This is a genomic window from Arthrobacter sp. 754 (genome assembly GCF_040548695.1).
Lineage (GTDB): Bacteria > Actinomycetota > Actinomycetes > Actinomycetales > Micrococcaceae > Arthrobacter.
Map to the genome: position 1 here is coordinate 40615 of NZ_JBEPSC010000001.1, position 12494 is coordinate 53108.

Here is a 12494-nt window from a genome sequence, read left to right on the forward strand (position 1 = left end):
AAGCGCGTGCCGTTCGGCGCGGACTAGCTGTCCTTCTTGCCCTCGTCGTTAAGGCGTTTGAGGGTCTCGTCCGGCGTCTCGGCGGATGCCGCAGCAGTGCCCGAGTCGTGTGCAGTCAATGAGGAAGCGTCGTCGGGGACAACCGTAGGCTCATCCTCAGCCACTACGGCAGGCTCCACGATCTTGGTCACTGCCTGGCGGTGCACCGTAGCCAGGTTGCCGGGAGACAGCTCGAGGACAACCTTGTTTTCGGCTTCGTCCATGGAGACGATCCGGCCGAAGAGTCCGAAGGTGGTCATGACCTCAACACCGGGAGCGAACTGGGACTGCAGCTGTACCTGCTGTTCTTTCGTCTTCTTGTTCCGGCGGAACATCATGAAGATGAAGATTCCGAGCATTGCGAACAAGACGATGTTCATTGGATCCACAGGAAAGATTCCGTTCTGTACTGGCGTATCGAGGGTTGGCTGCGTCCGCTTCGTTCCACGTTGCAGAAAAATCGTGCCTGGCAGGCATCGGCTGGTCAGAGCCGCCGGCGGGAACAAAGACCCGAACGTGCCGGGTGTCATACCAGTCTAAAGGGAAAAGCTGAAAGGACAGTCTTATTGGCTGTTCGGCGCCCATGCGGCGGAGGGCTCAGCACTTTCCGCGCCGGATTCGAACAGATCAAGCGGTTCCTGGGCGAAAACTCCGGCCGGAACGGCATAGCCCAGATGGGTCCAGGCCGGCGCCATCGCGATGCGGCCCCGGGGTGTCCTGCCCAGGAGGCCTTCGCGCACCAGGAACGGTTCGGCCACCGTTTCCACTGTTTCGGTCTCCTCCCCCACTGCAATGGCGAGGGTTGAGAGTCCCACGGGCCCGCCGCCGAACTTGGTGATCAGCGCCTCGAGCACTGCGCGGTCCAGACGGTCCAGGCCACGCTTGTCCACTTCGTACATGTCCAGGGCGGCGGACGCGGTGCGCGCATCAATCTGCTCGATCCCGTGCACCAGGGCCCAGTCACGGACGCGCCGGAGGAGCCGGTTGGCAATACGGGGCGTACCGCGCGAGCGGCCGGCGATTTCGCTGAAGCCCGCAGAGTTGACCTTCAGGTCCAGCAGTCCGGCTGACCGCCGGAGCACCAGTTCGAGCTCAGCCACGCTGTAGAACTCAAGGTGACCCGTAAAGCCGAACCTGTCCCGCAGCGGCCCGGGCAGCAGTCCCGCCCGGGTGGTGGCGCCCACCAGGGTGAAAGGCGGAAGCTCCAGCGGAATGGCGGTGGCACCGGCGCCCTTGCCCACCACGATGTCCACGCGGAAATCTTCCATCGCCATGTACAGCATTTCCTCGGCGGGCCGCGACATGCGGTGGATTTCGTCGAGGAACAGGACCTCGCCTTCAGAAAGCGAGGACAGGATGGCGGCGAGGTCACCTGCGTGCTGAATCGCCGGGCCGCTGCTGATCCGCAGGGGCGCGTTCATTTCAGACGCAACAATCATGGCGAGCGTGGTTTTGCCTAGCCCGGGCGGGCCTGAAAAAAGCACATGGTCAGCACTGCGGCCGCGCATGCGCGAAGCCTGAAGGACCAGGGAGAGCTGCTTCCGGACGCGGTGCTGACCCACGAAGTCGTCCAGGTTCTTGGGCCGGAGGGCGGCCTCAATGGCACGGTCTTCCGGTTCCTCCACCGCCGCTACCACAGACGGCTCAGCCACGGCTGCCTACCCGGTTTCCGGCCCGCGCGCCATCCTGGCCCAGCCAGCGGAGTGTGGTCCGCAGGATCTCCGCGACATTGCCGCGGAAGGAAACCTCGGGGTCATCCGCCAGGGCTTTGTCGATGCTGGCCGTGGCGTCCTTCTCGGACCAGCCCAGGCTGGTCATGGCAGCCACCACCTGTGGTTTCCAGGCTGCCTCCGCCGGCGTAGCCACCGCCGGCGCACCGGTGGTTCCGTGCGGCACCAGCTTGCCGGCAAGTTCCAGCACGATCCTGGCGCCCACCTTGGGTCCGATGCCGGGAACCTTGGTGAAGGTCTTGCTGTCGCCGGTGTGCGCGGCCACCCGGATGGACTCCGGCTCGTGGACCGCCAGCACAGCAAGCGCCAGGCGGGGACCCACGCCGCTGACACTGAGCAGGACATCGAAGACTTCACGTTCGTCGTCGGAAGCAAATCCGAACAAGGTGAGGGAATCCTCGCGGACGATCAGGGAAGTGAAAAGTTTGCCTTCCTCCCCCGTTCGAAGCTTGCTCAGGGTCTGCGGCGTGGCGTTGACGCTCATGCCCGCGCCGTTGAGGTCGATCACTGCACTGGAAAGACCAACGTGGGCTACTGTTCCGCGAAGGAAACTGATCAAGGCCGTGCTCCTGGGGTACCGCCGGGCTCGTGGGCAAGACCGGCTATCCGAACATATCTACGAATACCCTAACAAGTTCTGCGGCGGCACAGCGGGACGTTCACCGTGCGCGGCGCGCTTTGGCCTCGGCGTCGGCCCAGGCCCGCTGGGCCGGCGTCAGCGAGAGGCTGCCGGGACCCGTAGTTGCCACCGCCGCCCCGCTGCCCGCGCGCCAGGCGTGGGTGATGGCCAGGGCAAGGGCGTCGGCCGCGTCGGCCGGACGGGGCGGGGCGTCCAGCCGGAGGATCTTGGTGACCAGCTTGGTCACGGCGTCCTTGTTCGAGGTGCCGCTGCCGGTGACGGCGGCCTTGACTTCCGACGGCGTGTGCAGCGCCACCGGGATCCCGCGCCGGGCAGCCGCCGCAATCACCACGCCGGACGCCTGCGCCACCCCCATGACCGTGCTGACATTCAGTTGTGAGAAGACACGCTCGACGGCGAGGACGTGGGGCTCGTGGCGGTCCAGCCACTCGTCGATGGCCAGGGCAATCACCAGGAGCCGCTGATCCAGGGAATCCTCCGGCGAAGTGCCCACCACCCCGAAGGCCACCATCGTGGCCCGGCGGTTCCGTTCGACGTCGACCACTCCGATGCCGCAGCGGGTGAGGCCCGGGTCAACCCCGAGTACGCGCAGCGTCACCGGAAGCCGACCGTCCTACGCCGCAAGGCGGAAGGTCATTCGGATTCTTCCAGGGCGGCCTGGACTTCGTCGCTGAGGTCCGCGTTGCTGTAGACGTTCTGGACGTCGTCGAGGTCCTCCAGGGCGTCAACAAGCTTCATGAACTTCTTGGCGGCTTCCAGGTCCAGCGGCACCTGCATCGACGGAACGAATTCGGCTTCGTCAGTGTCGTACTCGATGCCGGCCTCTTTGAGGGCATCGCGGACGGCTTGGAGGTCGGTGGGCTCCGAGTGGATCTCGAAGGTATCCCCGTTGTCCTTGACCTCTTCGGCGCCGGCATCCAGGACGGCCATCAGGACGTCGTCCTCGGTGAGGTCCTTCTTGGGCAGGGACACCACGCCCTTGCGGCTGAACAGGTAGCTGACGGAACCGGGGTCGGCGATGGTGCCGCCGTTGCGGGAGATGGCGAGGCGGACTTCGGAGGCCGCACGGTTCTTGTTGTCCGTCAGGCACTCGATCAGCAGCGCGGAACCCTGTGGGCCACGGCATTCGTACATGATCTCGGTGTAATCCACCACTTCACCGGTCAGGCCCGCACCGCGCTTGATGGCGCGGTCGATGTTGTCCGCCGGGACGGAAGTCTTCTTGGCCTTGGTGACGGCGAGTTCGAGCCCCGGGTTGCCCTGGAGGTCCGGGCCGCCCATGCGTGCGGCGACTTCGATGTTCTTGATCAGCTTGGCGAACGACTTGGCGCGGCGGCTATCGAGGATGGCCTTCTTGTGCTTGGTCGTTGCCCATTTGGAGTGGCCTGACATGCTTTACGCTTCTCCTCTGATCATGCGGATAAAAAGTTCATGTACGCGTTTCTCCCCAGTCACTTCCGGGTGGAAGGAGGTGGCCAACAGGTGGCCCGAACGCACTGCAACAATTCTAGCCGTCCCCGGCAGGCTTGCCGCGTGGGACGCGTGGACGGGATCCGCCGGTTCAACCTGGGCCAGGATCTCGACGCCTGGGCCAACCCGTTCCACCCACGGGCCGCGGATAAACACGGCATGAACGGGGGCGACGCCGGAGGCGGTGGCGCTGAAATCGAGGCCTTTGAAGTCGAGATCTGTTTCGAATGATTCCCGCTGGCGCCCGAACGCGTTGCGCCGCACGGTGATGTCCAGGCCGCCGAAGGTCTGCTGGGGTTTTCCGGAAAGGTCCGTTGCCGGGTCGGCGATTTGGTCAGCGAGGAGGATCATGCCGGCGCAGGAACCATAGGTGGGGAGGCCGCCGCGGATGGTCTCCGTTAACGGGCCGGCAAGGTCGAAGGCGCGGGCCAGCTTGTCGATGGCAGTGGATTCGCCGCCCGGAATGATCAGGCCGTCGAGGCCTTCCAGCTCCTCGGGCCTGCGGATTCCGACGCCGGCGGCACCGGCTGCTTCAACAGCCCGGAGGTGCTCGCGGAAGTCGCCCTGGAGGGCCAGGACGCCGATCCGCAGGCCTGCGCCCACGCGTGCGGAAGCGGCGGAGAGGGGGTTTGTCATCCATTCAGCATAATGGCCGGACCGCCCCGGCCAGGTGCGGAGGGCCATCCCCGTCAGGGGTCCATGCCGTTGCTGGGATATATTACAGAGCATGCTTTACATCAGTGTTCCGCTCGGCAAGCTGGTCCGCCGGGTGTCCCGGCTTAGGGGTGGCGGGTCCGCCCTGCCCGGTCTGGTGGTCGAAAAAATCGATCCCGGCTTCATGCAGCGGACACTCTCCACCCTCCCCCATGGTGTTGCCGTGGTCAGCGGAACCAATGGAAAAACCACCACCACCAAGATGGTGGTGGAGCTCCTGGAGAGCCAGGGCCTGAAGGTCTTCACCAACCGCACGGGCAGCAATTTCACCCGCGGTGTGGCCGCGGCGCTGCTGGGCGAGGTGGACTGGCGCGGCCGCCTGCAGGCAGACGTTGCCGTCCTGGAGCTCGATGAGGCACATGCCGTGCACTTCGTGAACCGCGTCCCGCCCCGGTACTGCCTCCTGCTCAACGTCCTGCGGGATCAGCTCGACCGTTTCGGCGAGATCGACAAGACCGCCCAGCTCCTGCAGCACATCGCGGCCAAAACCACCGGGACCGTGGTCCTCAACCGGGAAGATCCGCGGGTTGCCCGCATTGCCGAGACACTGACCGGGCAGGAAGTCCGGTACTTCGGCCTGGACGATTCCCTGTTGAGCACGTTCCCCAACGACGACGACATGCGGGCAGCGCCCGGAAGCCCCCTTCCCGCAGCCCTCCCGGAGAAGCCCTCCGCCGACGTCGTCCTCCGCAAAGTGGGACCGGACACCGCTGATTTTGAGTACGACGGCGTCACGGTCACCACCGGGATGAAACTGCGCGGTGTCTACAACATTTTCAACGCCGCCGCCGCGCTTTCCCTCGCCCGCAGCATCTGCGGCTCAGGTGCCGTGACTGCCAACCACAGCACCCTGCTCACCGCGCTGTCGCAGGTTGAACCCGCGTTCGGCCGCGGCGAAAGCCTGACCGTGGACGGCCAGCCACTGGATCTCGTGCTGGTCAAGAATCCCAGCGGCTTCAGGCTGGGGCTCAAGTCCTTTTCCGCCGGCGGCTACGCCACCATGATCGCCATTAACGACAATTACGCCGACGGCCGCGACATGTCCTGGCTCTGGGACGTGGAATTCGACTCCCTCCGGGAGGGCGGTGTGGACCAGCTGACAGGGTCCCGCGCTTACGACATGGCGCTCCGACTGCAGTACGACAACGTGGCCATCGGCGCCGTCGAACCGGACATCGCGCCTGCCCTGGCCGCTTTTATCCGCGAAGCCAAAGGGAAACCGAAGCGGGTCTTCTGCACGTACACAGCCATGCTGGCCATCCGCCGGGAGCTGTCCAAAATCACCACAGTCGAGGTGGTCTCATGACCCAGGAACCACAGGCCGCTCCGGTGGACAAATCCGCAGGCAAGGGCATCATCCGGATCCTGCAGCTCTACCCCCGTGACATGAACATCTACGGCGACTGGGGCAACGCGCTGGTGCTGAAGCGGCGGGTCCAGTGGCACGGCTACACGCCCGAACTCCTGGAGTACAACCCGGGCGACGACTTCCCGGCGGACGTTGACATCATCGTCGGCGGCGGCGGCCAGGACAGCGGCCAGCTGATCATCCAGGAGGATCTTCAGCGCCGCGCCGGCACCCTCACGGAACTGGCTGAGGATGGTGCTCCGATGCTGGTCATCTGCGGCCTCTACCAGCTGTTCGGACGCTTCTTCAAGACCCGTCTCGGGACCGTCATTCCGGGCATCGGCATCCTCGACGTCGAGACCCACGGCACTGACGAACGCCTGATCGGCAACGTCAAAGTTTCGACGCCGGAGTTCGGCGAGGTGCTCGGGTATGAGAACCACAGCGGGCAGACGACCCTGGGAAGCGGCGTGCGCCCGCTGGGAACGGTGGCCAAGGGAACAGGCAACAACAGCAAGGACGGCAATGAGGGGGCGCGCTACAAGAATGTGGTGGCCAGTTACCTGCACGGGTCATTGCTCCCCAAGAACCCGGCTATCGCGGACTTCCTGATCCGGACTGCCGCGGAACGGAAGTTCGGAACCTTTGACCCGGGCGCCCCGGACGACCACTACGCCGCCCTGGCCCGCGAACACGCCGCCCGCCGTCCACGCTGAGGTCCGTCCCTGGGTCAGCGCCAGTGGAAGTATTCCCGGTGGATGTTGGCAGGGCGGACGCCGGCGGCGCGGAATGCCCGCCGGAACTCTTTGAGCATGGGGTCGGGACCGCCCATGAAGACCGACAGCCCGCCCGGATCTGCCTTAACGGCCGCCAGCACGTGCTGCGGGGTCAGGCGGCCGTCCGTTGTGGTGTCTATCAGATGGACCGTAAGGCGCGGGTGGGCTTTGGCAATGGCCTGGACCTCGTCGGCAAACGGTGAACGCCCGGAAGAAGTGACAAAGAGGTCGACGTCCTCGTTCAGCTCTCCGTCGAGGGACCGAAGCCAGCTCAGGAACGGCGTGATGCCGACACCACCGGCGATCCAGATCTGTCGCGCGGTCCCTGTGAGGCGGTCAAACCTGCCGTAAGGCCCGCTGACCACGGCGGGCATTCCCGCCTGGACCACCTCCGGAAGTTTCGTTGTATGGTCTCCCAGCGCCTTGACCGTGATACGGATGCCTTGGTCCGCAGGCGCCCCGGAAATCGAGAACGGATGCCGCTGCCAGCCATCCTGCGTCTCCAGGTAGATCATGGCGAACTGGCCTGGTTTGAACTTAAGGGGCCTCCCCAGGGGTTTGAGGTGCACATCGACGAGTCCGGGCGCCACCGTGCGTACTTCGTCCACCTGGTAGTCGTGATGCGGGAGGAAATGGCGCGCCACCAGTTCACGGTAGGCATAGAACCCCAGTCCGACGCCGCCTATCACCACGTAGCTCCAGCGCAACACCGGCGTCGATTCAAAAGCCGTGGCGTCCAGGAGCCCGTGGAAGAAGCCTGCCGCGACGAACAGGCCCGTCAAACGGTGGAAGCCGCGCCACCGTTCATAGCCGCCCAGGAAACGCGTGACCAGCTTCACCGGCCACGTTTCGCGGGCCCGGAGTACCACGCCGTGGACAGCATGCGGCAGCATGGTGCGCCAGCGCGGCAGGATGGCCCAGGCGATCAAGGCTGCCAGCCCCACAGCTCCGGGCACTGCCAGGGCCTTGCCGAGGGCAGTGGCCTGCGGGTTGGACGCCAGTTCCACATGGGGCAGCAAAAGCACCGTCCCTGCGATGGCGAGGCGGCGGTGCCAGATGGCCGCGTAATCTATCCCGCCAAAGCCGAGCTCGACGTGCGGAAGGGTGCTGATCAGAACAAGCGCGATGGACATCAGCAGGACCGATTCCCCGCCGAACAGCTGACCGAGGTGGCGCATAAAGGGTTCGCCTTCAGGGCGTGCCACGAGCCACAGCGACAGGTAGGCGACAACGAGGAATCCGATGGCCAGCGGCCCGGTCAGCCGGACGGGCACGCCGAGGATTGCGGAACGCCTCCGGCGGGTCGCCGAATGTGTGCCGGACACGGCTCAGGGCTCCTTCGTGATCAGCAGTTCATGGGCTCCTGCAGCGGGGGCGCCCATGGACGCCACCACCGTGGACGTCCTCAGGCGCGTGGCGGCGTCCGCCTCGGGGGTGGCGCAGACACCTTGGGGTGCGTCCGACGCTACGGAGCACCAGCGGTAGGGATCGCGGACAATTACCGAGGGTGCCCACGCAAGGTCCGACGCCGACCACTTGCCTGCTGCGTCCTGGCTGAACTGTGCGCGCACCAGCAGTCCTTCGTTGTTCACCACGTACCACGGGGACAGTTCGGTGACGCCATTGCCCAGGCCATACACGATCCAGGTGCCCTTGTAATTTTCGATGGGTAGTACGGAGTGCGTGTGGTGGCCGTAGATCATGGTGAACTGCCCGCTGTCCACCAGGGCGTGCGCTACCTCCTGCTGCTGGGCGTTGGGTTCGCCCGCGTACTCGTCCCCCGCGTGCATAGCGCCCAGGACGATGTCCGCGCCGAGCGCCCGGGCTTTGACGGCCTTGGCGATCATGGTCGGCGCGTCCAGCATGTCCACCTGCCAGTCGTATTCGGGGTACTGGCCGTTGAGGCCGTAAGTCCCTTCGATCACGGCGATCTTCGCGGCCTTGGTCGGAAGAATCAGGATGCCCTGGGACTCGGTCTGGGTACGGTAGGAACCGGTGTGCTTCAGCCCCGCAGCGTCCAGGGCATCCAGGGTGCGCAGCAGCCCGTCAGTGTTGCGGTCGATCGTGTGGTTGCTCGCGGTGGTGCACGCCTGGTACCCGACGGCCTTGGACGCCGTGATGATCTGCGGGGGAACGTTGAACGACGGGTAGGCGGCGAACGGCCCCTCGGGCCCCGCGACCGGAGTTTCCTGATGGCAGATGGCGAGATCGCTGCGCTGGATGTACCGGCGCTGCCCTTCGAGCAGCGGCCCGAAATCCAGCCCGGTCTTCCCTGCCGCGGCGGCGTCATCACGGGCCTGCTGCCAGAGCTGGGCGTGGACCAGCATGTCACCGGTGAGCAGGACCGACGTGCAGCGCAGGGTGGGGCAGGCAGGCCCGGCGCCCGGCGTCGGGGTGGGCGTGGGCGTCGGGCTGAGCGCTGAGGCGGGGGGCGTGGGGGTTGGCGTGGCGCCCGGCCGTCCCGCGGCCGACTCCTTGGCGGCAGCGCCGGAGGTGGCACTCCCCTGCTGCTCGGCCATGAGACCGCAGCCAGCGAGCGTCGCCGCCAGGAACAGTGCCGATAGCACCGCCCCCAGCCGAACGGCAGCACTGCCATGTATGTTCGCCATAAGCGCCATTCTAGGTTCGGCCGCCCCACATGGGGCGGACATTCATGCATTGAGAAGCCTGCGCCGGTATGAAAGGTTTGCGTGATGACGAATCCGCTCCTAAGCGCCAGCCCCCTGCCCTACCACCTGCCACCGTTTGCCCAGCTCAGCCCCTCGGATTACGCCGAAGCCGTGGACGCAGGCCTGTCCGGGCACCTGGCTGAAATCCAGGCGATCACAGACAGCCCGGACCCGGCGACCTTCGAGAACACGGCAGTGGCCATGGAAAGGGCCGGCCAGCTGCTGCAGCGGGCTTCAGCCGCCTTCTACACTCTTGTCTCCGCCGATGCATCGGACGAGATCAATGACCTGGAAACCGAACTCTCGCCGCGGCTGTCCGCCCATCAGGACCGGATCTTCCTCAACCGCGCCCTCTTCGACAGGTTTGCGTCGATAGACACTACCGGCCTTGACCCTGAATCAGTCCGGCTGGTGGAGGAATACCTCAAGGAATTCCGCCAGTCGGGCATCCAGCTCGATGAGGCAGGACAGGAACATCTGAAGGAGATCAACGCTGAACTGTCCAGGCTCGGCACGGAGTTCGGCCAGCGGGTCAAGGAGGGCATGAAATCGGCGGCCCTTCTGCTGGACACTGCAGAGGACCTGGCGGGTCTGCCTGCAGATGACGTCGCCAGCGCCGCCGAGGCCGCCCGAGCCGCCGGCCACGACGGCAAATTCCTCCTGACGCTGATCCAACCCAGCAACCAGCCCGCCCTGGCCGCACTCGAGAACCGCGACATCCGCCGTCGGCTGTTTCAGGCCTCAGTCAGCCGTGGCAGCGACGGCGGCAGCCTCGATGTCCTGGAGCATGCCAGGTCGATGGCCCGCCTCCGGGCCGAAAAAGCTGCGCTGCTGGGGTTCGCAAACTATGCCGAACTGGTGGTGGACCGGCAAACCGCGCCCGATTTCGACGCTGTACAGTCCATGCTGAACAGGCTGGCCCCCGCTGCGGTCCGCAATGCCGACGCCGAGGCTGCTGCTTTGGCCGCAACGGCCGGGCATCCGCTGGAGGCTTGGGACTGGGCCTACTACTCTGCCAAAGTCCGGCGGGAAAGATATGCGGTGGACGAGCAGGCGCTCCGGCCGTATTTCGAGCTTGACCGCGTCCTGCGGGACGGCGTCTTCTTCGCCGCCACGTCCCTCTACGGCATTACCTTCCACGAACGCCCGGACCTCGCCGGATACCATCCCGACGTCCGTCTCTGGGAGGTCCGGGACCAGGACGGGAGTGGACTGGGGCTGTTCCTCGGCGACTACTACAAGCGCGGGTCCAAGCGGGGCGGCGCCTGGATGAACTCGCTGGTTGAACAGTCCGACCTGCTCGGCACGCGGCCGGTGGTGATCAATAACCTCAATATTTCAAAGCCTCCCGCAGGTGAGCCCACGCTATTGACGCTGGACGAACTGCGGACCACCTTCCACGAATTCGGGCATGCACTCCACGGCCTGTTCTCCAACGTGACGTACCCCCGTTTCTCCGGCACCGCGGTCCCGCGGGACTTCGTGGAGTATCCCTCACAGGTCAACGAGATGTGGATTCTTTGGCCTGAGGTGCTGACCAACTATGCCCGGCACCACGTCACCGGTGAACCGCTGCCGCAGGAGGTGGTGGACAAGCTGAATGAGGCGCGGCTATGGGGGGAAGGTTTCGGGACCGCCGAGTACCTCGGGGCAGCGCTGCTGGACCTGGCGTGGCACACACTGGACGTCAACGCGGTCCCGGACGACGCCGTCGCCTTCGAGGAAAAGGCGCTGGCGGCCGCCGGAGTGGCGCACGCACTCATCCCGCCGCGGTACCGCACTGGCTATTTCCAGCACATTTTCGCGGGCGACGGTTACGCAGCCGGCTACTACTCCTACATCTGGAGTGAAGTGCTGGACGCCGAGACAGTGGACTGGTTCACCGAGCAGGGCGGGATGACCCGGACCAACGGTGAACGGTTCCGCCGGGAACTCCTGGCCCGCGGGAACAGCCGGGATCCGCTGGAGTCCTTCCGGACCCTCCGGGGACGCGACGCCCGGTTGGAGCCGCTGCTGAAGCGCCGCGGCCTCGAGTAAACGAACGACGCCGGCCCGCCACCTGGAGAGGTTACGGGCCGGCGTCGTACTGCTTTTGCCGCTGTTACCAGCCGCGCTCGGCGAGGCGGTGAGGCTGCGGGATCTCGTCGACGTTGATGCCCACCATGGCTTCGCCCAGGCCGCGGGAGGCCTTGGCGATGACATCGGGGTCATCGAAGAACGTGGTGGCCTTCACGACGGCAGCGGCACGCTGGGCCGGGTTGCCGGACTTGAAGATGCCGGAGCCGACGAACACGCCGTCGGCGCCGAGCTGCATCATCATCGCAGCGTCAGCCGGGGTGGCGATACCGCCGGCGGTGAACAGCACCACGGGGAGCTTGCCGGTGGAGGCGATTTCCTTGACGAGCTCGTACGGGGCCTGCAGTTCCTTGGCCGCGACGTACAGCTCGTCCTCGGGCAAGGACGCGAGCTTGAGGATCTCGGCGCGGATCTGGCGCATGTGGGTGGTGGCGTTGGAGACGTCCCCGGTGCCGGCCTCGCCCTTGGAACGGATCATCGCCGCGCCCTCGTTGATGCGGCGCAGTGCCTCACCGAGGTTGGTGGCGCCACAGACGAAGGGAACCGTGAACTTCCACTTGTCGATGTGGTTGGTGTAGTCGGCCGGGGTCAGGACCTCGGACTCGTCAATGTAGTCCACGCCGAGGGACTGCAGGATCTGCGCCTCGACGAAGTGGCCGATCCTGGCCTTGGCCATGACGGGCACGGACACGGCGTCGATGATCTTGTCGATCATGTCCGGGTCGGACATGCGGGACACGCCGCCCTGGGCGCGGATATCGGCCGGAACGCGTTCCAGCGCCATGACTGCCACGGCACCGGCATCTTCGGCGATGCGGGCCTGTTCGACGTTGACGACGTCCATGATGACGCCGCCCTTGAGCATCTCAGCCATACCGCGCTTGACGCGGTTGCTGCCCGTGACGCTGTTCGCGGACGAACCGGCTTCGCTGCTTACATCAGGTGTAGACACAAAAACCCCTATGGGTAGATAGATGACCTTCGCCGGGCGTGAGGTGGCACGGAGGTGCCGAAATTTACACACACGGATTG

The 12494-nt window shown here is 65.6% G+C and carries 12 protein-coding genes; 3 read left to right on the forward strand and 9 right to left on the reverse strand.

Annotated elements, in window-relative coordinates; genetic code table 11:
• Nucleotides 1–23 precede the first annotated feature (23 nt).
• From yajC to pdxT, 6 genes are all read right to left on the reverse strand, one after another.
• The gene (gene yajC / locus ABIA70_RS00190) at nucleotides 24–419 is read right to left on the reverse strand and encodes a preprotein translocase subunit YajC (RefSeq protein ID WP_354145623.1); all 396 of its coding nucleotides are present in this window, start codon (nucleotides 417–419) and stop codon (nucleotides 24–26) included.
• 183 nt (nucleotides 420–602) lie between these two features.
• Entirely contained in the window at nucleotides 603–1691 is a 1089-nt protein-coding gene (ruvB, locus tag ABIA70_RS00195; RefSeq protein WP_354145624.1) for a Holliday junction branch migration DNA helicase RuvB, read from the reverse strand.
• Nucleotides 1684–2328, reverse strand: coding sequence for a Holliday junction branch migration protein RuvA (gene ruvA / locus ABIA70_RS00200; RefSeq protein ID WP_354145625.1), 645 nt, complete (start codon nucleotides 2326–2328; stop codon nucleotides 1684–1686). The genes ruvB and ruvA overlap by 8 nt, the downstream gene beginning before the upstream one ends.
• A gap of 100 nt (nucleotides 2329–2428) precedes the next feature.
• Nucleotides 2429–3007, reverse strand: a complete 579-nt coding sequence (ruvC, locus tag ABIA70_RS00205; RefSeq protein ID WP_354145626.1) for a crossover junction endodeoxyribonuclease RuvC — start codon at nucleotides 3005–3007, stop codon at nucleotides 2429–2431.
• Nucleotides 3008–3042: 35 nt separating this feature from the next.
• The gene (locus ABIA70_RS00210; protein ID WP_354145627.1) at nucleotides 3043–3801 is read right to left on the reverse strand and encodes a YebC/PmpR family DNA-binding transcriptional regulator; all 759 of its coding nucleotides are present in this window, start codon (nucleotides 3799–3801) and stop codon (nucleotides 3043–3045) included.
• Nucleotides 3802–3804: 3 nt separating this feature from the next.
• Nucleotides 3805–4515 (reverse strand): pyridoxal 5'-phosphate synthase glutaminase subunit PdxT, encoded by a 711-nt coding sequence (pdxT, locus tag ABIA70_RS00215; RefSeq protein WP_354145628.1) that lies wholly within the window; start codon nucleotides 4513–4515, stop codon nucleotides 3805–3807.
• Between the two features lie 91 nt (nucleotides 4516–4606).
• On the opposite strand from pdxT, the gene ABIA70_RS00220 reads away from it, so the two are divergent.
• Together ABIA70_RS00220 and ABIA70_RS00225 are read left to right on the forward strand one after the other, a co-directional pair.
• Entirely contained in the window at nucleotides 4607–5899 is a 1293-nt protein-coding gene (locus ABIA70_RS00220) for a Mur ligase family protein (protein ID WP_354145629.1), read from the forward strand.
• A complete protein-coding gene (locus tag ABIA70_RS00225; RefSeq protein ID WP_354145630.1) occupies nucleotides 5896–6657 on the forward strand; it encodes a type 1 glutamine amidotransferase in 762 nt (253 codons plus the stop codon). Before ABIA70_RS00220 ends, ABIA70_RS00225 begins: the two co-directional genes overlap by 4 nt.
• Before the next feature lie 14 nt (nucleotides 6658–6671).
• Here ABIA70_RS00225 and ABIA70_RS00230 read toward each other — a convergent pair whose 3' ends face one another.
• Together ABIA70_RS00230 and ABIA70_RS00235 are read right to left on the reverse strand one after the other, a co-directional pair.
• Nucleotides 6672–8042, reverse strand: coding sequence for a ferredoxin reductase family protein (locus tag ABIA70_RS00230; protein ID WP_354145631.1), 1371 nt, complete (start codon nucleotides 8040–8042; stop codon nucleotides 6672–6674).
• Nucleotides 8043–8045: 3 nt separating this feature from the next.
• A complete protein-coding gene (locus ABIA70_RS00235; protein ID WP_354145632.1) occupies nucleotides 8046–9326 on the reverse strand; it encodes a CapA family protein in 1281 nt (426 codons plus the stop codon).
• Nucleotides 9327–9410: 84 nt separating this feature from the next.
• Between ABIA70_RS00235 and ABIA70_RS00240 the strand changes: the two genes are divergently transcribed.
• Nucleotides 9411–11423, forward strand: a complete 2013-nt coding sequence (locus ABIA70_RS00240; protein WP_354145633.1) for a M3 family metallopeptidase — start codon at nucleotides 9411–9413, stop codon at nucleotides 11421–11423.
• A gap of 64 nt (nucleotides 11424–11487) precedes the next feature.
• Here the strand turns inward: ABIA70_RS00240 and pdxS are convergent, their stop codons facing one another.
• Nucleotides 11488–12414 carry a pyridoxal 5'-phosphate synthase lyase subunit PdxS gene (pdxS, locus tag ABIA70_RS00245; protein ID WP_354145634.1) on the reverse strand — a complete coding sequence of 309 codons (927 nt, stop codon included), beginning with the start codon at nucleotides 12412–12414 and terminating at the stop codon, nucleotides 11488–11490.
• Nucleotides 12415–12494: the final 80 nt, after the last annotated feature.